At 68.6% G+C, this 21789-nt stretch carries 18 protein-coding genes; 4 read left to right on the forward strand and 14 right to left on the reverse strand.

Annotated elements, in window-relative coordinates:
* Window positions 1-15: 15 nt before the first annotated feature.
* From PK606_RS05250 to PK606_RS05310, 13 genes are all read right to left on the reverse strand, one after another.
* Window positions 16-1158 (reverse strand): hypothetical protein, encoded by a 1143-nt coding sequence (locus PK606_RS05250; RefSeq protein WP_324561420.1) that lies wholly within the window; start codon window positions 1156-1158, stop codon window positions 16-18.
* Window positions 1155-4301 carry a class I SAM-dependent DNA methyltransferase gene (locus PK606_RS05255; protein ID WP_324561422.1) on the reverse strand — a complete coding sequence of 1049 codons (3147 nt, stop codon included), beginning with the start codon at window positions 4299-4301 and terminating at the stop codon, window positions 1155-1157. Before PK606_RS05255 ends, PK606_RS05250 begins: the two co-directional genes overlap by 4 nt.
* A 138-nt stretch (window positions 4302-4439) precedes the next feature.
* Window positions 4440-5435 (reverse strand): 2-hydroxyacid dehydrogenase, encoded by a 996-nt coding sequence (locus PK606_RS05260; RefSeq protein WP_324561424.1) that lies wholly within the window; start codon window positions 5433-5435, stop codon window positions 4440-4442.
* 17 nt (window positions 5436-5452) lie between these two features.
* A complete protein-coding gene (locus PK606_RS05265; protein ID WP_324561426.1) occupies window positions 5453-5953 on the reverse strand; it encodes an RES family NAD+ phosphorylase in 501 nt (166 codons plus the stop codon).
* Window positions 5946-6449 (reverse strand): Xre family toxin-antitoxin system antitoxin, encoded by a 504-nt coding sequence (locus PK606_RS05270; protein ID WP_324561428.1) that lies wholly within the window; start codon window positions 6447-6449, stop codon window positions 5946-5948. The genes PK606_RS05265 and PK606_RS05270 overlap by 8 nt, the downstream gene beginning before the upstream one ends.
* Window positions 6450-6565: 116 nt before the next feature.
* Window positions 6566-7762, reverse strand: a complete 1197-nt coding sequence (locus PK606_RS05275) for an FAD-dependent monooxygenase (protein ID WP_324561430.1) — start codon at window positions 7760-7762, stop codon at window positions 6566-6568.
* A gap of 110 nt (window positions 7763-7872) precedes the next feature.
* Window positions 7873-8289, reverse strand: a complete 417-nt coding sequence (locus PK606_RS05280; RefSeq protein WP_324561432.1) for an MAPEG family protein — start codon at window positions 8287-8289, stop codon at window positions 7873-7875.
* Between the two features lie 56 nt (window positions 8290-8345).
* Complete coding sequence (locus PK606_RS05285) at window positions 8346-9125, reverse strand: class I SAM-dependent methyltransferase (protein WP_324561434.1); 780 nt, start codon at window positions 9123-9125, stop codon at window positions 8346-8348.
* Window positions 9126-9142: 17 nt separating this feature from the next.
* Entirely contained in the window at window positions 9143-9595 is a 453-nt protein-coding gene (locus PK606_RS05290; RefSeq protein ID WP_324561436.1) for a carboxymuconolactone decarboxylase family protein, read from the reverse strand.
* Window positions 9596-9652: 57 nt separating this feature from the next.
* The gene (locus PK606_RS05295) at window positions 9653-10039 is read right to left on the reverse strand and encodes a nuclear transport factor 2 family protein (protein ID WP_324561438.1); all 387 of its coding nucleotides are present in this window, start codon (window positions 10037-10039) and stop codon (window positions 9653-9655) included.
* Window positions 10040-10073: 34 nt separating this feature from the next.
* Window positions 10074-12950, reverse strand: a complete 2877-nt coding sequence (locus PK606_RS05300; RefSeq protein ID WP_324561440.1) for an aconitate hydratase — start codon at window positions 12948-12950, stop codon at window positions 10074-10076.
* A 663-nt stretch (window positions 12951-13613) separates the two neighbouring features.
* Window positions 13614-14927: an IS1182 family transposase gene (locus PK606_RS05305; protein ID WP_324561442.1), complete on the reverse strand. Its 1314-nt coding sequence runs from the start codon at window positions 14925-14927 to the stop codon at window positions 13614-13616.
* A 152-nt stretch (window positions 14928-15079) separates the two neighbouring features.
* Complete coding sequence (locus tag PK606_RS05310; RefSeq protein WP_324561444.1) at window positions 15080-15586, reverse strand: macro domain-containing protein; 507 nt, start codon at window positions 15584-15586, stop codon at window positions 15080-15082.
* A gap of 135 nt (window positions 15587-15721) precedes the next feature.
* On the opposite strand from PK606_RS05310, the gene trhP reads away from it, so the two are divergent.
* Complete coding sequence (gene trhP, locus PK606_RS05315) at window positions 15722-17122, forward strand: prephenate-dependent tRNA uridine(34) hydroxylase TrhP (RefSeq protein ID WP_324561446.1); 1401 nt, start codon at window positions 15722-15724, stop codon at window positions 17120-17122.
* Window positions 17123-17142: 20 nt separating this feature from the next.
* Window positions 17143-18399, forward strand: a complete 1257-nt coding sequence (locus PK606_RS05320) for an MFS transporter (RefSeq protein WP_324561448.1) — start codon at window positions 17143-17145, stop codon at window positions 18397-18399.
* Between the two features lie 69 nt (window positions 18400-18468).
* On the opposite strand, the gene PK606_RS05325 is transcribed toward PK606_RS05320, so the two are convergent.
* A complete protein-coding gene (locus PK606_RS05325) occupies window positions 18469-18723 on the reverse strand; it encodes a hypothetical protein (RefSeq protein ID WP_324561450.1) in 255 nt (84 codons plus the stop codon).
* Window positions 18724-19233: 510 nt separating this feature from the next.
* Between PK606_RS05325 and PK606_RS05330 the strand changes: the two genes are divergently transcribed.
* The gene (locus tag PK606_RS05330) at window positions 19234-20664 is read left to right on the forward strand and encodes a cytochrome ubiquinol oxidase subunit I (RefSeq protein WP_324561452.1); all 1431 of its coding nucleotides are present in this window, start codon (window positions 19234-19236) and stop codon (window positions 20662-20664) included.
* Window positions 20661-21725 (forward strand): cytochrome d ubiquinol oxidase subunit II, encoded by a 1065-nt coding sequence (cydB, locus tag PK606_RS05335; protein ID WP_324561454.1) that lies wholly within the window; start codon window positions 20661-20663, stop codon window positions 21723-21725. Before PK606_RS05330 ends, cydB begins: the two co-directional genes overlap by 4 nt.
* Window positions 21726-21789 lie beyond the last annotated feature (64 nt).

The following is a 21789-nucleotide window of genomic DNA, read 5'->3' on the forward strand; positions in this document are numbered from 1 at the left end:
AGGCCATGCCCTAGCTCACCCGCCCCATTGGATTCGATCCACGTTGAGCCTATAGCGCTCTCCTGACGATGACGCTCGTGCCTGCGGCGACAGGGCCACCACGCATTCAAGATAAGCCTGGGCTTCTTCCCAGGGCTTTCGGTCGCGCCACAGTGCAGCCAGCGTTTGCACCACGGCGATTACGGTGGGTCGGGTGGATTCAACCTGCGCCTCCAGCGCATCCAGCTTATCGGCATGACCATGCTTTCTCGAGTCCTGATGCGGGTACGAATGGAACTCGACGATCGGGCCCGGCGCCGGCCAGTCCGGTCGACCTGCGCAGATCGCGCCGGGTACCGCCTCGGCGCGCTCGGCATGTCCCCCGGCAAACGAATCCTGCACCAGATGCAGCAAGCTGCCGAATGCGATGCGTTGAATCCCCTCGGCGCTCCGCACGCCGGGGTTACCCAGCGCGAACAAGTCCTGGATGCGCCACCCGCGGTTGAACCTGAACAGCCGGTCAAACCCCTCGATCGGCAAGCTGGACACGATACGCTGCGATCCGAAGCCGCGGTCGCCAATCGCGGTCCGCCAGGTAAACTCCAGCCACGCCATGATCTGCCGCCGCGTCTGTTCCGGCGCCTCGCCATCAGTGCCCGCCATGGCGTGCAGAAACTGCAGATCGCCGAAATGCGAGCGCACCAGCAGATTCGAATTGGCACCGGTGAAGCGCTTGCCCCGAGCAGCCATGCGCTCCCCGTTCAGGAACACCTGTATCCAGCAGGCCGGCTGCGTGACCATGCGCACCGTCTGGCCCGCCAGGCAGCCCGCGTATTGCCCGCGCCCCGGCAGAAACCGGAACGCCGGGTCGTCATTCCAGCGCGCCCCCGCCAGTTCATAGCGGATGTCGAACGCACAGCCGGTCGGCCGAGGCCCGTCCTCGGGGCACTGCAACGCGCGCCGGGTGATTTCTTCGTGAACCGCCTCACCCACCACCGCCACGCCTTGAAAGGCGCCAGCACTGACCAACTGGCGCAACCGGGTGCCGGACACCGCTGCCAAGCCGCGTTCCGTCGCCGTCGCCTCGGGTGTGATCTTCCAGGCAGCGGCTGGCGCAACGAGTCCTGTCGCCAGCCACCAACCCAGCACCGCACCCCGCCAAACTTTGTCGAGTTTCATGGCTGCACCGCCTTCTCACGGTGGTCATCACCCTTCTTCTCAAGCGTCGCTCGCGCCAGGTTCAGCGCCAGCAGCCGGCGCAGGATCTCGTCGTCGGACATCTCGGGCGTGTAGTCCTGCCAGCCGTAGGCGGCCGCCACGGCGGCGTCGAGCGCCGCGTGCGCCTGCGCCAGCCAGGCCGGGCGCTGGTTGTAGAGCTTGGTGAGGGTGCGTTGTTGCAGCGCCTTGTCGTCCTGCGCGCTCAAACCGGGCCGCGGCTCGATGCGGTCGGGGTACGGCGATTCGGTCATGCCCAGCGGCACCACCTCGGGCACGCGCTGCGTCCACTCAGGCGGGTTGAGCCAGTTCTGGCGCAGGGTGTCGAGCCGGTGCGCGGCCTGGGCGATGGGGATCGCGGCGGCGCGCACGGCCTCGGGCAGCCCGGCCGGGATCAGCGCGCCGCCTTCGATGTCCTCGGTGCGCTGGTGCGCGGTGTCGGCGGGGGTCAGGCCGGCGGGGAAGGCAAAAGTCTCGAAGCAGGTGGTGGGGGTGTAGCGCGGCCGGTCTTCCAGCGAGGTGCCCATGCGCAGCGACCAGAGTTCGTGGAAGCGGCTGTGCAGGATGCCGAAGGTGGTGTCATCGGCGCGGGCGATGGTGATCAGCGCTTGATCCGGCGAGGTCGTCACTGGCAGCCAAGTGAAAAACCGATGCTTGGAATGTGCAATCGTGCCGACGAAACGATGAACCTCACGGAGTGCGGCGCGCAATCCTGGACGGGGTTCGGCAAAGCGCCACCAGAACCTGCGGTATGCCTCACGGTTGTTTCTTAGGCGCTCTGGTTTTACGTGAGAGGTCACGTAGCTGAATGGCGTCTCGTACAACGATGCATCGGCTTCCGTCATCTCAATTCCGAAGTCGATGATCCATTGATCTTGTGGCCTGCGACTCAGTTCGAACCCATTGGCCCACGGCTTCAGTACATCGCTGTTGGGCTTGCTGTGTGGATTAGGTTGCCGCAGCCATCGGCGTGCGAGCGTACCGTCTATCTCGAACTTGGCCTTCTTCGACGCACCTTGAAAACTGGCACCGAAGTTGGTCGTCAACCTGTGCGCGCTGGTCAGATCAAGGTTGACGCCGTCCTGAGTCGGTGCTGTCAGGTCGGCGTATATCTCAGGTACATCTTGTCCGTTGAGCCGTGCTGGGAGTCGAAGCCCAAAGCAAACCAACGACACACGCACGGCGGCGCCCTCGTTGATCCAGGGCTCGTCGCTCCAGGCGTCGTAAATGCGCGACTCGCGCGTGATGGTGTCCAGCACAGCGCGATTGGCGCCCCCACGGATGGAGTTGGTGGCTACGAAACCGGCAGCGGTCAATGCTTGTCGCTCGATGGCTGCACGCGCTTTCTCAAACCAGTAGCAAACGAGATCAGCGCCGCCCGGTACGCGAGGTGCATAAACCGCGTCCAGCGCATCGACGTATTCGGAGCCAAGTTCACGGCGCTTGCGACTGACGCCTATGAACGGCGGGTTGCCGATGACGACGCTGGCGGCGGGCCAGGGGGCTTCGGTGGCGGGCTGGCTCCCTCGCCCCTCTGGGGAGAGGGTGGGGGTGAGGGGCTGGGCGGTGGCTGGCTGGGCGGGCGTGCCCCCACCCCGGCCCTCCCCCAGCGGGGGAGGGAGGAATTGCAGCAGCGCATCGCGGCATTCGATCTGCTCCAGCGGCTCGAGCACGGGGTTGGTCTTGGGCGGGTAGCCATGGGCGATGCGCCACTGGATTTCGCCGATCCAGATGCTGACGCGGGCCAGCTCGGCGGCGTATTCGTTCAGCTCGATGCCGAGCACGTTGTGCGGGCCGGTGACCAGGTCCTGCTCGCGATCCAGGCCCAGGTCGGCGGCCTGGATGATGGTGAGCAGTTCGATGTCCTTGAGCGCCTTGAGGCCCAGGAACAGAAAGTTGCCGCTGCCGCAGGCGGGGTCGAGGATGCGGTAGGCGCGCAGCACCTCCAGCCACTGCACGAAGCGGGCGTGGGCCTTGCGGTGGGCGGCGTCGCCATGCTTCTTGACTTTGGCCGTGAGCGCCCGCAGGTCTTGCGCGGCCAGCTCCCATTGTTGTAGCAAGGGGCGGGTGACGACGGGCTCGACGATGCGGGCGATGGTGGCGGGGTCGGTGTAGTGGGCGCCGAGCTGGCTGCGCTTGGCGGGGTCGAGGCCGCGCTCGAACAGGGTGCCGAAGATGGAGACGTCGATGGCGCTCCAGTTGAGGGCGGCGGCGTTGCGCAGTTCGGTGATGTCGATGACCTGCAAGGGCGGCACGTCGATGCGCTGAAACAGGTTGCCGTTGAACCAGGGGATGTCGTCGGGACCATACAGGCCGCCATCGCGCATGGTGGCAAACAGAACCTGCAGACCGGCGCTGAGCCGGTCGCTGGTGAGCTGGCGGTTGCCGACCAGGCGCTCGAACATGCGCCCGGGCAGCAGGCCGACGTCCTCGGCGAAGAAGCAGAACAGGCACTGGGTCAGGAAGTGCGCCACGGTATCGGCGTCGTGGCCGCGGCCACGCAACTGCTCGGCCAGGGTGGCGAAGCTCCGGGCGGCGGCTTCGGTGATGTCACGGCTGGTGGCGCGCGGGCGAAAGCTTTCGGGGGCTGTCCACAGTCGGCGCAGCAGCTCACGCTTGTCGGGCTGGTCGAGTTGCTCCAGCCGCACCGTGTGCGTCTCGGAAGGATGGCCGTTGAACTGGGTGTGGATGCGGATCGTGAGACGGTCGCAGACCACCAGCAGCGGCGGGTTGGCCAGCGCCAGACTGTACTGCTGGAGCTGGCGCAGCGCGGTGTCGAGGTTGCGGCCCGGCGCCTTGTTCTCCCACGCGAAGTGGTCGCGGTAGAACACGTCGGCGAAGCCGCGCGCCTCGCCCAGTTGCAGCGAGCGGCGCTCGAACAGGTATTCGCCATCGGCGTCGCCGCTGCCGGGTTTGGCCACGCCCAGCAGATCGCACAGGTCGAGGAAATGGCTTTGCGCGCCCTGCTCCTCGTTCAGCGCGTAGGCGGGGCCACCGGGACCCCATTTGGCAATGAACTCGGCGGCGGTCATGGCGGCGAGGATGCTGTCTTCAATGTGGCTGATCGCGCGGCTTGGGTGCTGGCTGTCGGAGATCGATGCTGACATTGTGGGAGCGGCGGCAGCCGCGAATCGACTTGTGCCCGATCGAGGCGTCTGTTCGCGGCTGCCGCCGCTCCTACCCTGGGGTACATGTCGGCGGCTGTTCGCGGCGGCCGCCGCTCCTGCCCTGAGCCACGGGGCGTGTCAGCGCTGGCCGATGACCTCCGGGTTGAGGGGTGTGAGCGCCTTGCCCGTAGTCAGGTAGCCGATCAGGTTGTCGGCCGCCAGCCCGGCCATCGCCATGCGGGTCGGCACGGTGGCGCTGCCGATGTGCGGCGTCAGCACCACGTTGCTGCACTTGAGCAGCGCGGGATTGAGCTTGGGTTCGCCCTCGAAAACGTCGAGGCCGGCGGCGGCGATGCGCTTGTCAAGCAGCGCCTGCGCCAGCGCCGCGTCGTCGACCACACCGCCGCGCCCGATGTTGACCAGCGTGGCGGTCGGCTTCATCTGCGCCAGCTCGGCGGCGCCGATGGCGTGGTGCGACTCGGCGCTGTAGGGCACCACCAGCACCAGGTGGTCGGACTGGCGCAGCAGCTCGTCCTTGCTGACGTAGCGTGCCCTGACCTCGGCCTCTGCTTCAGCCGGCAGGCGCGAGCGGTTGTGGTAGATCACCGGCATGTTGAAGCCGAGTGCGCCGCGCCGGGCGATGGCGCGGCCGATGCGGCCCATGCCGAGGATGCCGAGCGTGGCGCCGTACACGTCCTGGCCGATCAGCATGTCGTAGGCCCAGCGGTCCCACTTGCCGGCGCGCAGGAAATGCTCGCTCTCGGTGACGCGGCGCGCCGCCGCCATCAGCAGCGCGAAGCCCATGTCGGCGGTGGTCTCGGTGAGCACGTCGGGCGCGTTGGTGCCGAGCACGCCGGCGGCCGTCATCGCCGCCAGGTCGAAGTTGTTGTAGCCGACCGCCATGTTGGCGCAGATCTTCAGCTCGGGGCACTGGGCCAGCAGCGCGGCGTCGATGCGCTCGCCGCCGGTGGTGAAGACGCCCTGCTTGCCCTGCAGGCGGCGCGCCAGCTCGTCGCGCGGCCACAGTTCGTCGGACGGGTTGGCCTCGACCTCGAAGTGCTGCGACAGTTTCTCGACCACCTCGGGGAAGATGGCGCGGGCGATCAGGATGCGGGGACGTGCGGCAGTGTTCATGCGGGCATTCTAGGCAGTCAGGTGCGGCCAGCCACGGCACGCGGGTCGTACAGCCAGCGGCGCAGCTTGCGGACGCGCAGTTGCGCGGCGTCGGGGTGCCGGGGGTTGAGCAGCAGGTTGTGCTCCTCGGGCACGATCACCGAGGGCACCTGCGCCAGCAGGCTGGCGCTCGAGGCGGCCCAGGCCGTGCCCCAGGCGATGCTGACGCGGCCGGCCGGCAGCGCGTCCCAGCCGACGTGCCGGGCCGCATCGAACACCGTGCGCGCGGCCCAGCACGCGGCCGGGACGTCGATGCGCACCAGGTAGCGGTTCAGCGGCAGCGCCACGCCGCCGCCGAGGTGCACCACGGTCTCCAGGCAGGCCAGCGCGCGCGAACTGCTGGCGTACACCAGCGCCGTGCCGCGCTCGTTCCAGCGCCCACCGGTGGCGCGCGCGCCGGCGCCGCTCAGGTCGTCGGCGGTATAGGCCGGCGTGTCGGTGGCAATGCGCCAGACGCTGACGGCGTCGGCATCAGGCATAGGCGCCGGACTTCATCTGGTAGAGCAGCGTGCTGACGGCTTCGCGGCCGTCGGCGGTGTCCAGCAGCGACTGCGGCGTCAGGCCGCCCAGCGCCGCGACCGGCTCGGCCATCCAGCGCGCGAACCAGCGCGCGGCGTCGAACTCGGGCGGCGCCTCGCCGGCTTCGCGCACCATGGCGTCGACCTGACCGATCAGGCGCTCGACGCCGACCAGCTTCTCGCTCTCGGACTGCGACAGCGCGCCGCGCTGGGCGATCTTGCGTTCCACGGTGGAGCGCGCCAACCCCAGCACGCGCATCAACTGGTCGCGCGGCAGGCCCATGGCCTGGCTCAGCGCCACCACCTGGCGCGCCGGCACGCCTTGCTTGACCAGCTGCGAGCGTTCCACCGGCGACAGCCGGTACGCTGCTTGGTGCGCCGCGCGGCCGGGGATCACGTAGGCGCCCGGCCGGTCGGAAGCCTGGCGCGCGGTGGCGGACGAAAGCGAAGCGGTCATGGGCACCTCCATCATTAGAGACAAAATGTACTCTTGATAGAGACAAACAACAAGCCCGGGTTCCCCGCGCGCCAGACCGCCGCCGCGTCGCCGGCGCCCGGCCCAGGCGCGGTGCTTCAGCCCCGGTACAGCCAGGGCACGTCCAGAACGCGCTGGCCCAGCAGCCGGATCGAGGCGTCGCGCCCCAGGCGCATCAGCCCGGTCGAATGGAAGATCTGGCCGTTGCGGATCGAGCGCGCCTGCACGCGTGCGCAGCGCTGCCAGCGCGCCAGCGCGTAGCGCTTCAGCCGCGTCGGCACATCCACGGCATCCATGGCCAGCGAGCGTGCCAGCTCGGCCGCGTCCTCGATCGCCATGCCGGCGCCCTGCGCCAGGTAGGGCCGCATCGGGTGCGCGGCATCGCCCAGCAGCGCCACCAGGCCGCGCGCCATCTGCCCGGCGGCGCTCAGCGGCGGCCGGTCGGCCAACGCCCACAGGCGCCAGGCCTGCGGGTTGACGCTGGCCGCCGGCACGGCCGCGATCAGATCGCGCAGCGGCGTGCAGAGCGTGCCCATGGCGCGCTGCAGGTCGGCGGCGTTGGCGTGGTGGTCCCAGCTCTGGGGATCGGCCGGCGGCGCGCCGTGCACGATCGCCACCAGGTTCATCCACTCGCGCCGGCGCACCGGGTACTGCACCACGTGCAGGCGCGGCCCCAGCCAGGCGGTGACCTGGCTGCTGCGCAGCGCCTGCGGCAGCGCCGACTGGCGCAGCATGGCGCGGTAGGCCAGGTGGCCGGTCACGCGCGGCGGGCCGTCATCCAGCAGCTGCTGGCGCACCCGGCTCCAGAGGCCGTCGGCGCCCAGCAGCGCGTCGCCCTCGACCGGGGCGCCCGACTTGAGGCCGAGCGTGACCGTCTTGCCGTCGTCGACGAAATCGGTCAGCTCGTGCTCCAGGTTCAGGTGCAGCCGCGCCTGCCCGCGGGCGGCGCGGTGCAGCAGGCCGTGCAGGTCGGCGCGGTGGATGGTCGCGTACGGCGCGCCGTAGCGCTCGAGCGAGTGCGCGCCCAGGCCGAGCGTGCCCAGCTCGGCGCCGCTGACGGCGTTGCGCACCTGCAGGCGGTCGGGGAAGGCGGCGACGGCAGCCAGTTCATCCTCGAGGCCCCAGTCGCGCAGGACGCGGGTCACGTTGGGGCCGAGCTGCACGCCGGCACCGACTTCGCTGAACTGCGGCGCACGCTCGAACAGGCGCACGTCCCAGCCGGCGCGCGCCACCGCCAGCGCCGCGGCCAGCCCACCGATGCCGCCACCGGCGATCAGCAGTTGTTGCGTTCTCATGGACCGAATTGTGCCGCCGTGGGCGCTGGTGGCGGCGCTGGCCACCAGCGGTGACGCCGCGATCAGCCGGGGCCGCCCGCCTCACCCGTAGGTCGCGGCCGCGCGGGCCATCAGGCGCCGGCCGTGAACAGCAGCTTCCAGGCCCAGTACAGGCCGATGCCCAGCTGCACCGCGAAGGCGGCGAAGCGGGCGGTAACCATCGGCGGCGAAACCGACACCAGATGAATCGACGACTGGACCACCCTGGCGCCAAGCAGCACACAGGCCAGCGGGTCGGTAACCGGCGCGCGTCCGGTGACGATGGCCACCAGCAGCAGGCCGCCCAAGATCGGGATGTTCTCGACGCAATTGGCATACGCGCGCGCCAGGCGCTGCATGAAGGGAGAAAGGTTCGCGTTGTCCGGCACGAAGCCCGCCGGCGAGACCCGCCCCGTCAGCACCAGCCGTGTACGCACCAGTTCCATCAGCACCACCAGCAGCGCCCAGGTGACGAAGCCAGCCAGCGCAATCGAAGACGGTGTGGTCACGGAGGCGCTCCTTGTCAGGTCGATACGCTTTATAGGCCCAATCGCGGCACAGCGCATCAGGGCCGCGCACAGAGGTACGCATAGTCACCCAGCGCCGAGACATGGCGCGCCTGCACCGCCGCGAAGGCACCGCTGCGCAGGTCGGCGACCAGCCGCGCCAATCCGTCTTCAAGTTCGGCAGCGGTGACCAGGCTGGAGAACGAACTCATGTTGGCACGCAGCGCCGGATCCAGGTACAGCTCGGGCCGGTGCTTGCCCGAGTACAGGAACAGATCCTGCAGCGCGTTCGTGACGAAGAACGGCGTCAGCGCGACCGACCTGAACCCCGCACGGTTCAATGCCGCCCGGACTTGCCGCTCCGATGGCATCTTCTCTATGGAGCACGCCATCATGTCCGGGAAGTAGTGGCTCAGCCAGTAGTGGCGCATCTGCTCGGCCAGGCCGGTGAAGATGACGAAGGGCCCGGCGCGCAGCGTCCTGCGGACTTCGGCGAACGCCGACTCGAGGTCCGGGAAGTGATGGATGGCAAGCGTGCAGATCGCGCCGTCGAATACCGCATCGCCGAACGGCAGCGCATCCGCGCTGGCCTGTATCCATCCGATCTCGCCGGTTTTTGCGCGCGCCTGGCCCAGCATGGTCCCGGACACATCCACCGCGCTCCAGGTGCCGCCCAGCGCATTCAGCGCAACGGTGTAGCTGCCGGTGCCGCAGCCGAGGTCGAGGTAGGTGCCGGACCGCAGCGGGCGCAACAGCCCCGCGAGCGCCTGCACGATGCCGGGATCGGCACGGCGCGACCGCGCGTAGCTGCCACCGATGCGGTCGTAGAGCGCGCCCATCGCGTCGCCACGCGCGCCTACGGCTCGACCGGGTAGCGGCTGGCGATGGCGATGCGGTTCCAGGCGTTGATGACCACCGCCAGCCATTCGACGGCCAGGATTTCCTCGCTGGAAAGGCTGGCTGCGGCTTCCGCATAGGCCGCATCCGGCACTTGGCCATCGGCGACCAGGGTGATGGCCTCCACCAGCGCCAACGCGGCGCGCTCCTTCAGGCTGAAATAGCCGGATTCATGCCATGCCGCCACCATGGCGATGCGGTCGCTGGATTCGCCGCTGGCCAGCGCGTCGCGCGTGTGCATGCGAACGCAGAACGCGCACTGGTTGATCTGCGAGGCGCGCAGGCGCAGCAGGTGCGCCAGGCCCTTGTCGATGCCGGCCTTGGCGACGCGATCGGACATCAGCTGCTCCAGCGCCAGCACCGCCTGGTACAGCTCCGGGGCGGCCTGGCCGAGGTGGACGCGTTGGTTCATGTCGATTCCTTTCAAGACCTGATTGACGCCACGCGGCCTGAGATGCCTGACACGCTTTCAGGAGCGGTTGGTGATGCGGGTGATCCTGTCGCCCTGGAACCTGAACTCGGACCGGGCCGTCAGCTCGAGCACGGTGCCGGCCGGCGGGCCGTCCGGGATGTCCCGCGCCAGCGTGCCACGGAAGTCGATCACCGCCATGCCGCGATCCGACCACAGGCTGAGCGAGCGCAGCGCCTGGCTGCGTTCGGAGAACAGCGCCCCCGAGCTCCTGGCCAGCGCCTCGTACTCGGCGATGCCGCGCGCCGAGGCAGTCAGGCGGTCGTTCGCGTAGGTCTCGAAGCAGACATCCTCGCTCAGCATGGCGAGCAGCGCCGGCACGTCGAAGCCGATGTAGGCCGCGAGGTAGCGGTCGACGAAGGGATTGCCGAACACGCGTGCGTTCATCGGACCGCCCGCATCGACGCCCGCGCCATGCGCATCAGGCCAGCAGCTCCCGCATCACGAACGGCAGGATGCCGCCGTGGCGGAAGTAGTCGACCTCGATCGGCGTGTCGATGCGCAGGGTCAGCTTGGTTTCCTGCTTCGAGCCGTCGGCGCGCGTGATGACCATGCGCGCATTGCTCATCGGCGCCAGATCGTCGGGAATGATGTCGATCAGCTCGTCGCCGTGCAGGCCGAGGCTTTCCCACGACTCGCCGGGCTTGAACTGCAACGGCAGCACGCCCATGCCGACCAGGTTGGAGCGGTGGATGCGCTCGAAGCTCTTGGCCACCACGGCCTTGATGCCGAGCAGCTGCGTGCCCTTGGCGGCCCAGTCGCGGCTGGAGCCGGTGCCGTATTCCTCGCCGGCGAAGACCACCGTCGGCACGCCGGCGGCGATGTACTTCATGGCGGCGTCGTAGATGAACTGCTTGCTGCCCTGCTCCTCGCCCGGCTGCTGGTAGATGGTCAGGCCACCCTCCTCGCGGCTGCCGTCGGCGTGCGGCGGGATCATCAGGTTCTTGATGCGCACGTTGGCGAAGGTGCCGCGCATCATCACCTCGTGGTTGCCGCGGCGTGAGCCATAGCTGTTGAAGTCAGCCCTCTGCACCCCGTGCTCACGCAACCACTGGCCGGTGGGCGACGCCTCCTTGATACTGCCGGCCGGCGAGATGTGGTCGGTGGTGATGCTGTCGCCGAACAGCGCCATGATGCGCGCACCGTGCACCGCCGCACCGCCCTGCCCCGTGTCACCCAGGTCCATGGTGAAGCCTTCGAAGAACGGTGGCTCGGCGATGTAGGTGCTGGTCGGCCAGGTGTAGACATCGCCCTCGACGCCCTCGATGCGCTCCCACAGCTCGCCGGGTTCGGTCTCGATCTTGGCGTAGTTGGCGCGGAAGGCCTTGCCCTTCATTGCGTACTTCAGCAGCTTCTGCACTTCGTCGCTGCTCGGCCAGATGTCGCCCAGGTAGACCGGCTTGCCGTTCTTGCCCTGGCCGACCGGCTCGGTCATCAGGTCCACCATCACGTTGCCGGCAATCGCGTAGGCCACCACCAGCGGCGGGCTGGACAGGAAGTTGGCCTTGATGTTGGGGTGGATGCGGGCCTCGAAGTTGCGGTTGCCCGACAGCACCGCCGCACACACCAGCTGGTTCTGGTTGATGACCTCGTTGATCTCCGGCGCCAGGTCGCCCGAGTTGCCGATGCAGGTGGTGCAGCCGTAGCCGGCGACCGTGAAGCCCAGCTTTTCAAGGTAAGGCAGCAAGCCGGTTTCGGTCAGGTATTCGGTGACGATGCGCGAGCCGGGTGCCAGCGAGGTCTTGACGTGCGGATCCACCGTCAGGCCGGCCTCGACCGCCTTCTTGGCCAGCAGGCCGGCGGCCAGCAGCACGCTCGGGTTGCTGGTGTTGGTGCAGCTGGTGATGGCGGCAATCAGCACGTCGCCGTTGCCGATGGTGATTTCCGGGGTCCCCGGCTCCGGCACCTCGCACTCTTCGACCACCGCCGCCACCGCGTCGACCAGCGGCCGGTTGCCTTCCATCTCGACCACCGAGCGCGGCGCGCCATCCGGTGTGGCCGGCGCGCGGCCAGCCACCTCGCCGATGCCGCACTCCAGCGTCACGCGCGTGTGCAGCAGCTCGGCCGGGCGGCTGAAGCCACCGTCTTCCATCGGCGTGCTGAACAGTTCGGTGAAGCGTTTCGACAGGCTGCCCAGGTCGATGCGGTCCTGCGGCCGCTTGGGGCCGGCCAGGCTGGGCGTGACGTCGCCCAGGTCCAGCGTCACCACCTGGGAGTAGTCGATCTCGCCGGCCTTCGCCACGCCGAACATGCCCTGGGCGCGGAAGTAGGCCTCGAACAGCTCGATCTCGGCCTGGGTGCGGCCGGTGCCCTCGAAGTACTCGATGGTCCGGTGGTCGACCGGGAACAAGCCCATGGTGGCGCCGTATTCGGGCGACATGTTGCCGATGGTGGCGCGGTCGGGCACGCTCAAGCTGGCTGTGCCCTCGCCGAAGAACTCGACGAACTTGCCGACCACCTTGTGCTTGCGCAGCAACTCGGTCACCGTCAGCACCAGGTCGGTGGCGGTGCAGCCTTCGCGCAGGCGGCCCGTGAGCTCGAAGCCGACCACGTCGGGCGTCAGGAAGTACACCGGCTGGCCCAGCATCGCGGCCTCGGCCTCGATGCCGCCGACGCCCCAGCCGACCACGCCGATGCCGTTGATCATGGTGGTGTGGCTGTCGGTGCCGACCAGCGAGTCGGGGTAGCACACGCCATCGGCGCGTCGGTGCACGCCGCGCGCCAGGTACTCCAGGTTGACCTGGTGCACGATGCCGAAGCCCGGCGGCACCACGCGGAAGGTGTCGAAGGCCTGCATGCCCCACTTCATGAACTCGTAGCGCTCGCGGTTGCGGCGGAACTCGAGCTCCATGTTGAGCTGCAGCGCATCCGGGCGGCCGTAGTAGTCGACCATGATCGAGTGGTCGACCACCAGGTCGACCGGCACCAGCGGCTCGATCTTCTTCGGGTCGGCGCCGAGCCGCTGCGCGGTCGAACGCATCGCCGCCAGGTCGGCCAGCAGCGGCACACCGGTGAAGTCCTGCAGCACCACGCGCGCGACGGTGAACGGGATCTCGTCGGTGCGCGGCGCCTTGGGCCGCCAGTTGGCCAGCTGCCGCACGTGATCGACGGTGACGCGGCTGCCGTCGCAATGGCGCAGCACCGACTCCAGCACGATGCGGATCGACAGCGGCAGGCGCTCGACGTTGGGGAACTCCTTGGCCAGCGCCTTGAGCGAAAACAGCTTGCCGGTCTCGCCGGAGGCGGTCTTGAAGGACTTCAGGGTGGACGCGAACGCGTGGGATTTCCTGGTGGCCATGAGCTTCTCCTTCAATATCGTGTGATGCCCGCCAAGCGCAGGCGTGGCCCATTGTGTCAGGCGCACCGTGACTTTTCCATCGCGGCGGCCATCGCCCTACTCGTGGTCATACCAAATGCCTGCCGCCGGGGCAACTTCGGCGCCAGTGCCTGCACCATGGTGGCGCGAATTCAGGCTGCGGCGGGTCGTCGCCTTGGCTGTGGCTGTGGGCGCCACTGGGTTGGCTGTGGCTGTGGGAGCTACTGGGTTGGCTGTGGCTGTGGGAGCTACTGGGTTGGCTGTGGCTGTGGGAGCGGCGGCAGCCGCGAATCAACGCGTCCAACAAGCAACGGCCATTCGCGGCTGGCGCCGCTCCCACACGGGTGGCGGGCCGAGATCCCGCTTGCAGCGCCCGAAACTGCCGTCAACCAAGCCAGCAATGCCCTGTCGGCCCGGCGCGGCAGCGCCGCTTCATCGCGCGCCGCCACCCCGGGCGTGACGCACAGGCCCTAGGAGTCTGCGCGGCAGAAGTTCAGCGCGAGGAAACTGCGATAGCGAAGCGGCATCTGGGGTCTCGATGGCCGTGATCGACCCCTTGCGGGTTCTGTGACAGGCTGCGAGGCTACGTGGCGGTCTGCGAGCGGAAGGGTTGAGCCGGGTTTGGTTGGGGCCAGCTGCGGCCCCTCAGCCGGCCATCGCTGCCATCCGCCGCAGGTTCAGCGCCGTGCACACCAGTTTCCACTCAGCCCGCACCCGATGCAGCCCCCGCATGCTGAACTGCCTGAAACCCAGCACGTTCTTGATCCAGCCGTTGGGCGGCTCGGCGATCCACTTGCGCTTGCGGTAGGCCACCCGGCCTTCTTCGGTCTGGAGCTTGGCGGCCATGGCCGCGGTGTGCGGATGCTGCTGGGCGTCGATCTCAGCGTGCTGCTTGCCCTCTCGGCCCAGCGCCACCACCACGTCGATGGGCGCGTTCTTCAGGTTGTCTTCGCTGCGGTAGCCTGCATCGGCCAGGCCAAGCTCGGGCAGCTCACCCAGGTTGTCGTGCACCGCCTGGATCATCGGCAGCAGCCAGTTCGCATCCGCTGCGGTGTTGTCCAGCTCGGCCGCCACGATAATGTGCGCGGCCTCGTCGACCGCGGTCTGGGCGTTGTAGGCGGGGTCGAACCCACCGCCGGCGCGCTTCATGATGCGGCTGTCCGGGTCAGTGAAGTTCTCCTGCGCCTTGGCCTCGGGCACGCCGAACTCGCGCTTGTAGCGCCCGCCGCGGGGCTTGCCGTCCGGGCCCCGCGGTCGGCGGTCATCGTCATCGCTGCGGCCGCGCTCGAGGTCCGCCTCGCGCTGGCGCTGCTCCAGGCGCTGGCGGGCCTCACGGATGGCTGCCAGGCGCACTTGGCGCCGCTCAATTTCGGCCGGCAGGTCCAGCTCGGGCTCGCCCGCCTCGGCCTCGTCGGTGGCCTTGGCGCGTGCCAGCAGCGCATCGATCTGCGCCTTGAGTTCAATCTCGGCCTGCTTCATGCGCTCGTAGCTCATCGCCTTGTGGCGGCTGGCGTTGGCCTTGAGCTTGGTGCCGTCGATGGCCACCGTGCCTAGCTTGAGCAGGCCCATCTCGCGGGCCAGTTGCACTACCTGCACGAACAGCTCCGACAGCTCCTTCAGGTGGAAGGCCCGGAAGTCGCAGATCGTGCGGTGGCGTGGGAAGTTGCCGGCCGCCAGCATTCGAAATGCCAGGTCCTCGTGCAGCCGGCGCTCGATCTTGCGCGAGCTGAACACGCCGCTGGCGTAGGCATAGAGCAGCACCTTGACCATCATGGCCGGGTGAAAGGGCTGGTTGCGCGAGCCGCCGCCCTCGTAGCGGGCGTAGAACGCCTTCAGGTCCAGCGCATCAACCGTGTCATGGATGAAGTAGGCCAGGTGCCCGGCCGGCAGCCAGTCTTGCGGCGCCGCAGGCAACAACATCACTTGCTCGGGTTCGTAGGGGCGGTAACTCGTGGGCATGCGTCATCAACGCTTACACCGCTCACTCCGACATCAGGAACTACCCTGTTCTGCCGCGCAGACTCCTAGGCCCATGGTGGCGCCAGACGCAACAAGGCCCGGCAGGCGCGCCTGCCGGGCCTTGGCTCGGTGACCGGGCGCGAGCGCCCGGATCAGGCCAGCTTCTCGTCGGCCTTCTCGCCCTTTCGGTAGACCTCGTAGACGATCACCGGGATGCCGAGCCCGCCCAGGTGCTGCTGGATCAGCGGCTTGACCTCGGCCCAGTCCAGCGCGCCGACGCCGGTGGCCAGGCGCGGCAGCGCCACGCTCTTGATGCCCTCGTCCTGCACCAGCTTGGCCAGCGCGCGCAGGGCGCGGTTGACGTCCTCCAGCTTGGCCTTGACCGGGCGCGCCGCCTTGTCCTGGCTTTGCATGCCCTGGGTCAGCAGGTTGACGATGCCGCGCACCGAGCCATCCTCGTTGACGCCGCGCCAGACCCAGACGTCGCCGGTATCGGGCGCATTGGCGCGCATGGCGTGGCGGTAGTCCTTGACCATGGACGGAAAGCGCTCGCGCAGCGCCAGCGCCAGGCCGGAATCGAACGGATCCTGCGTGGCAATGCCATGCGCGATCACCTGGGCTTCGCTGAGCAGAATGTCGCCTTCGACTTCACGGATCATGTTTTCTCCTTGGGGTTGATATCGATCTTTGCTTGATTGCACGATAGCTGAAAGCAGAGCGCGCAATCTTGACACGAGTCAAGACAGCGGCGTTCCGCCGGCAGGCCGGTCGCCAAACGCAGACAATAGCGCCCCATGACGCTCCGAGCCCCCGAACTGCTGCTGCCCGCCGGCAACCTGGACAAGATGCGCGCCGCCTACGACTTCGGCGCCGATGCCGTGTACGCCGGCCAGCCGCGCTACAGCCTGCGTGCGCGCAACAACGAGTTCCGCCTGGAGCAGCTGGCGCTGGGCATCGCCGAGGCGCATGCGCGCGGCCGGAAGTTCTTCGTCACCAGCAACCTGATCGCCCACAACGACAAGCTGCGCACCTACCTGCGCGACCTGGAGCCGGTCGTCGCCCTCAAGCCGGACGCCCTGATCATGGCCGACGCCGGCCTGATCATGCTGGTGCGCGAGCAGTGGCCGCACATCCCCATCCACCTGAGCGTGCAGGCCAACACCACCAACTGGGCGGCGGTGAAGTTCTGGCAGAAGATCGGCGTGGCGCGCATCATCCTGTCGCGCGAACTGAGCCTGGCCGAGGTCGAGCAGATCCGCCAGGAATGCCCCGACATCGAGCTGGAGGTGTTCGTGCACGGCGCCCTGTGCATCGCCTACAGCGGGCGCTGCCTGCTGAGCGGCTACTTCAACCGCCGCGACCCCAACCAGGGCACCTGCACCAACGCCTGCCGCTGGAACTACAAGACCCACGACGCCGCCGTCGACCCCAACACCGGCGAGGCGCTGGCGACTCCCGACAACCTGCAAGGCTTCAGCTTCGCCGCCGCGCAGGAGCAGGCGGAAGAAAACGCCCTGTCGACCACCGGCAGCGGCCAGCGCCACCCCAAGGCCGATCAGGTCTACCTGATCGAGGAAGAAGGCCGCCCCGGCCAGCTGATGCCGATCATGGAAGACGAGCACGGCACCTACATCATGAACAGCAAGGACTTGCGCGCGGTCGAGCTGGTGGAGAAGCTGACCCGCATCGGCGTCGATTCGCTCAAGATCGAGGGCCGCACCAAGAGCCTGTACTACGTTGCCCGCACCGCACAGGTGTACCGCCGCGCCATCGACGACGCCGTCGCCGGCCGGCCGTTCGACCCGCGGCTGATCACCGAACTGGAGGGCCTGGCCAACCGGGGCTACACATCCGGTTTCCTGGAACGCCGCCCGGCTCAGAACTACCAGAACTACGAAACCGGCCACTCGGTCGCCACGCGCAGCCAGTTCGTCGGCGAGGTGAAAAGCACGCGCGATGGCTGGGCCGAGATCGAGACCAAGAACCGCTTCGCCGTCGGCGACTGGATCGAGATCATCACGCCGCAGGGCAACCGCACCGTGCAGCTTCAGGTGATGAAGAACGCTGACGGCGAATCGATCGAGGTGGCGCCCGGCAACCCGCTGCGGGTATGGATCCCGGTCGATGGCCCGGCCGAGCACGGGCTGATCGCACGGCTGGCGCAGGCGCCGCAGTCCAGCGCCACGCCCGCGTAAGCAGCCACCCTCGCCTGCCCATGAGAACGCTTCAAGCCGACGCCAGCCTGATCGATTCGCGCACCGCCGCCTGGCGCCTGCTGGTGACGGTGCTGCTGGTCACGCTGGGCAACAGCGCCATGTACGTGGTGTCGGTGGTGCTGCCGGCGGTGCAGGCCGAGTTCGGCATCAGCCGCGCCGACGCCTCGATGCCCTACACGGTGATGATGGTGTGCCTTGGGATCGGCGGGCTGTGGACCGGCATCTGGGCCGACCGCTGGGGCATCGCGCGCGTGCTGTGGCTGGGTTCGGCCGCAGTGCTGGGCGGCTACGTGCTGGCGGCGCTGTCGGGCAATGTGTGGATGTTCGGCATCGCGCACGGGCTGCTCGGCCTGCTCGGCGGCGCCGCCACCTTCGCGCCGCTGATGGCCGACACCGGCCTGTGGTGGAACAAGCGGCGCGGCGTCGCCATGGCGGTGTGCGCCAGCGGCAACTACATCGCCGGCACCCTGTGGCCGCCGCTGGCTCAATGGGGCATCGCCGAGTACGGCTGGCGCCCGACCTACATCACGCTCGGCCTGGTCTGCGGCATCGGCATGCTGCTGCTGGCCTTCTTCATGCGCCGCCCACCGCCGGCGCTGACGCTGCCAGCCACCGGCGCGGCGGCGCCCGCGCGCGTCACGCCCTGGCCAACCGAGCGCCCCTTCGGCCTGGCGCCGGTGCAGGCGCAGTGGCTGCTGTGCCTGGCCGGCGTGGCCTGCTGCGTCGCCATGTCGATGCCGCAGGTGCACATCGTCGCCTACTGCACCGACCTCGGCTACGGCGCCGCGCGCGGCGCCGAGATGCTGTCGCTGATGCTGTTCTCGGGCATCGTCAGCCGGCTGGTGTCGGGCTGGATCTGCGACCACATCGGCGGCCTGCGCACCCTGCTGCTGGGCTCGGCGCTGCAGGGCGTGGCGCTGCTCATGTTCCTGCCGGTGGAAGGCATGATCTCGCTCTACGTCGTGTCGGCGCTGTTCGGGCTGTTCCAGGGCGGCATCGTGCCGGCCTACGCCATCATCGTGCGCGAGCATTTCCCGGCGCGCGAAGCCGGCGCCCGCACCGGCGCCGTCATCATGGCCACCCTGCTCGGCATGGCGCTGGGCGGCTGGATGAGCGGCTGGATCTTCGACATGACCGGCAGCTACGACGCCGCCTTCATCAACGGCATCGGCTGGAACCTGCTCAACCTGAGCATTGCGGGGTGGTTGTACTGGCGGACGCGGCAGCGGCCTGGACGTCTGGTGCCGGCGCAATAGACGCGATGACATCGCGCCAGTCGGATGCTGCGCATGTTGCGCACCCGCTGGCGGTTTCGCGGCTTCGGGTCAGTTGCGGTCGGGTCGTGGTGCCCGGGTGGCGCGGTTCGGGCTGGTGCTGCGCGTCGCCGGCGCCGGCGCGGCGGCGGGCGATGGCGCAGCCGGTGCGGCGGTCGGACCGGCCGGGTTGTACTGGCCAGGCTGCGGCTGTGACGGCGGTTTCGGATCGACGGTGGTCGTGTTCTGCGCCGCCTGCGCCATCACGCTGGGCGACAGCGCCATGCCGGCGGCAATCGCCAGGGCGGTCAGGTTGATGCGTTTCATTGCACGGTCCTTTGCAGTTGGATTGGGGAAGCTGATGCTGCGCCTGTCGACGCCTGCCCGGAGTCGTCTGGCGCAGCTTGTTCTTGTGCGCTGGCGCTGACATGCGCGTGATGGCTTGCATAGCTCTGCCTGGTGGCAGCACGCAAAGCACCATGGCATGGGCGATCGCACGGCAGATCCAGAGCAACTTCGACTCAAGTGCTGACACCATGGAGGCGCGAATTCAAAGTGCAGGCCTTTATCGGGGTTCGCGTTGCCCTCCGCCAACCTACCGGGTTGGCTGTGTCGTGGTAGCGGCTGTGGGCGCGGCGGCAGCCGCGAACAAACGTCTGCGCCGGGCGCAAGCTCCATTCGCGGCTGCCGCCGCTCCCACACGGGGGACGGGCCGATATCCAGGTTCCAGCGCCTGAGACTGTATGCATCCAGGCCGAAGATGCTTTAGTACACCGCCCCCCATCATCGGCACCCGCCTACAAGCCACGGCAGCACTCGCTCCCACAATGGCCGCTCATGGACGCGCTGCTGCTGTCCCGCATCCAGTTCGGGTTCCTGATCTCCTTCCACATCCTGTTCCCGGCCTTCACCATCGGCCTGGCGAGCTGGCTGGTGTTCCTGGAATGGCGCTGGCTGCGCACGCGCGAGGGCCTGTGGTGGGACCTGTACCGGTTCTGGAGCAAGGTGTTCGCGATCTCCTTCGGCATGGGGGTGGTGTCGGGCATCGTGATGAGCTTCCAGTTTGGCACCAACTGGCCGGTGCTGTCGGAGCGCGCCGGCAACGTGCTCGGCCCGCTGCTGAGCTACGAGGTGATCACCGCCTTCTTCCTGGAGGCCGGCTTCCTGGGCGTGATGCTGTTCGGCGCCCACAAGGTGCGGCCGGCGGTGCACTTCTTCTGCACCATCATGGTGGCCGCGGGCACACTGATCTCCACCTTCTGGATCATCGCCGCCATCAGCTGGATGCAGACGCCGCAAGGCCACGTGCTGCAGGACGGAGTGTTCTCGCCCGGCGACTGGTGGGCCATCGTGTTCAGCCCCTCGTTTCCGTACCGGCTCACGCACATGGTGCTGGCCGCCTTCATCACGACCTGCTTCGTGATCGGCGGCGTCGGCGCCTGGTACCTGCGGCGCGGCGTGCACCGCGAGATGGCGCTCAGGATGCTGCGCCTGTCGATCGTTTTCGGTGCCATCACGGTGCCGGCGCAGGTGCTGGTGGGCGACCTGCACGGGTTGAACACGCTGGAGCACCAACCGATCAAGGTGGCGGCGATGGAAGGACACTGGCGCTCGCACGGCGAAGGTGCCGGCGTGCCGCTGGTGCTGTTCGCGGTGCCGCGCCAGAGCGAGGAGCGCAACGACCTGGAAGTCGCCATTCCGCGCCTGGGCAGCCTGGTCCTCACGCACAGCCTGGACGGCGAGATCCCCACGCTGACCAGCGTTCCGCCCGAGGACCGCCCGCCGGTGGCACCGGTGTTCTACGCCTTCCGCGTGATGGTCGGCATCGGCCTGCTGATGTTGCTGGTGGTGCTGGCCTCGGCCTGGGCCTGGTGGCGCGGCAGGCTGGAGCAGTCGGTATGGATCCTGCGCGGCTGGCAGCTGCTCAGCGGATCGGGCTTCGTGGCGCTGCTGGCCGGCTGGTGGGTGACCGAGATCGGCCGCCAGCCCTGGGTGATCCACGGCCTGATGCGCACGCGCGACGCCGTCAACCCGGCCCTGCAGGCCGCCGCCGTGGCCTCGTCGCTGGCGGCGTACGCCACCGTCTACGCCATCATCTTTGGCGCCGGCATGTGGTATCTGCGGCAACTGCTCAAGAAGGGACCGAAAGCGGGAGAGAAAGCGCCTGGCACAGCGCCGTCCGACCACCGCGTGAAGACCGGCGCCCGCCCGATGTCGGCCGGCGATGAATCCGACATCACCGAGGCCGTCGAAGGAGCGCGCGCATGATCCCGGACGAGCTGATCCGCACCGCCGCCGACGGCATCGCATTCTGGCTGCCGATCGCCTGGCTGGGCGCGATCGGCTTTGGCGTCCTGATGTACGTGCTGCTGGACGGCTTCGTGCTCGGCCTGGGCATCCTGGCGCCACTGGCCGACGACGGCCCGCAGCTCGACCACATGATGAACACCGCGGCGCCGGTCTGGGACGGCAACGGGACCTGGCTGGTGTTGGGCGGCGCCGGCCTGATGGCGGCCTTTCCGAAGGCGTACGCGCTGGTGCTGTCGTCGCTCTACCTGCCGGTGCTGGCGATGCTGCTGGGGCTGATCTTCCGCGGCGTGGCGTTCGAGTTCCGCTTCAAGGCGCACGGCCATGCGCGCAGAGCCTGGGGAGCGGCCTTCAGCCTGGGCTCCTTCGTGGCCGCGCTCAGCCAGGGCACGATCCTGGCCGCACTGGTACAGGGCCTGCCAATGGAGGGCGGCCGCTACACCGGCGGCCTGTGGGGCTGGCTCAGCCCGTTCGCCCTCATGACCGGCGTGGCGCTGCTCTGCGGCTACGCCCTGCTCGGCGCCGGCTGGCTGATCCTCAAGACCGAGGGCAGGCTGCACCAGCAGGCGCGGCGCTGGGCGCGGCCGCTGGTGCTGGGCGTGCTGTTCTTCATGGCCGCGGTCAGCCTGTGGCTGCCGTTCCACGACTCGCGCGTGATGGCGCGCTGGTTCGAGGACGGCCACTTCATCTGGTTGTCCCCGGTGCCGGCGCTGACGCTGCTCGTCGCCTGGTGCCTCTGGCGCGACGCCGCCGTCGGTCCGCGCGCCGAGCGCCCGCACGACGCGCGGCCGTTCCTGTGGACACTGGCGCTGTTCGCGCTCGGCTTCGCCGGCCTGCTGCTGGGCATGTGGCCCTACCTGGTGCCGCCCACCCTCACCATCTGGGGCGCCTCGTCGCCGCCGGCATCGCAAGGCTTCGTGATGTGGGGGCTGGCCTTCCTGCTGCCGATCATCCTCGGCTACACCGGCTGGTCGTACCACGTGTTCCGCGGCAAGGTGGCGGCGGATCAGGGCTATCACTGAGTTGGTGGAGCTGAACCGCCCCGGTTTTCGTGGAGGCTCCTTGGCTTGAGTCAGACCGGTATGG

Source organism: Ottowia sp. (assembly GCF_035444425.1).
GTDB lineage: Bacteria > Pseudomonadota > Gammaproteobacteria > Burkholderiales > Burkholderiaceae_C > Ottowia.

Excerpts from the sequence above, each read along its gene's own strand:
- PK606_RS05250 (WP_324561420.1), bottom strand. The coding sequence starts at position 1,158 with ATGAAACTCGACAAAGTTTGGCGGGGTGCGGTGCTGGGTTGGTGGCTG.
- PK606_RS05255 (WP_324561422.1), bottom strand. The coding sequence starts at position 4,301 with ATGTCAGCATCGATCTCCGACAGCCAGCACCCAAGCCGCGCGATCAGC.
- PK606_RS05260 (WP_324561424.1), bottom strand. The coding sequence starts at position 5,435 with ATGAACACTGCCGCACGTCCCCGCATCCTGATCGCCCGCGCCATCTTC.
- PK606_RS05265 (WP_324561426.1), bottom strand. The coding sequence starts at position 5,953 with ATGCCTGATGCCGACGCCGTCAGCGTCTGGCGCATTGCCACCGACACG.
- PK606_RS05270 (WP_324561428.1), bottom strand. The coding sequence starts at position 6,449 with ATGACCGCTTCGCTTTCGTCCGCCACCGCGCGCCAGGCTTCCGACCGG.
- PK606_RS05275 (WP_324561430.1), bottom strand. The coding sequence starts at position 7,762 with ATGAGAACGCAACAACTGCTGATCGCCGGTGGCGGCATCGGTGGGCTG.
- PK606_RS05285 (WP_324561434.1), bottom strand. The coding sequence starts at position 9,125 with ATGGGCGCGCTCTACGACCGCATCGGTGGCAGCTACGCGCGGTCGCGC.
- PK606_RS05290 (WP_324561436.1), bottom strand. The coding sequence starts at position 9,595 with ATGAACCAACGCGTCCACCTCGGCCAGGCCGCCCCGGAGCTGTACCAG.
- PK606_RS05295 (WP_324561438.1), bottom strand. The coding sequence starts at position 10,039 with ATGAACGCACGCGTGTTCGGCAATCCCTTCGTCGACCGCTACCTCGCG.
- PK606_RS05300 (WP_324561440.1), bottom strand. The coding sequence starts at position 12,950 with ATGGCCACCAGGAAATCCCACGCGTTCGCGTCCACCCTGAAGTCCTTC.
- PK606_RS05305 (WP_324561442.1), bottom strand. The coding sequence starts at position 14,927 with ATGCCCACGAGTTACCGCCCCTACGAACCCGAGCAAGTGATGTTGTTG.
- PK606_RS05310 (WP_324561444.1), bottom strand. The coding sequence starts at position 15,586 with ATGATCCGTGAAGTCGAAGGCGACATTCTGCTCAGCGAAGCCCAGGTG.
- trhP (WP_324561446.1), top strand. The coding sequence starts at position 15,722 with ATGACGCTCCGAGCCCCCGAACTGCTGCTGCCCGCCGGCAACCTGGAC.
- PK606_RS05320 (WP_324561448.1), top strand. The coding sequence starts at position 17,143 with ATGAGAACGCTTCAAGCCGACGCCAGCCTGATCGATTCGCGCACCGCC.
- PK606_RS05325 (WP_324561450.1), bottom strand. The coding sequence starts at position 18,723 with ATGAAACGCATCAACCTGACCGCCCTGGCGATTGCCGCCGGCATGGCG.
- PK606_RS05330 (WP_324561452.1), top strand. The coding sequence starts at position 19,234 with ATGGACGCGCTGCTGCTGTCCCGCATCCAGTTCGGGTTCCTGATCTCC.
- cydB (WP_324561454.1), top strand. The coding sequence starts at position 20,661 with ATGATCCCGGACGAGCTGATCCGCACCGCCGCCGACGGCATCGCATTC.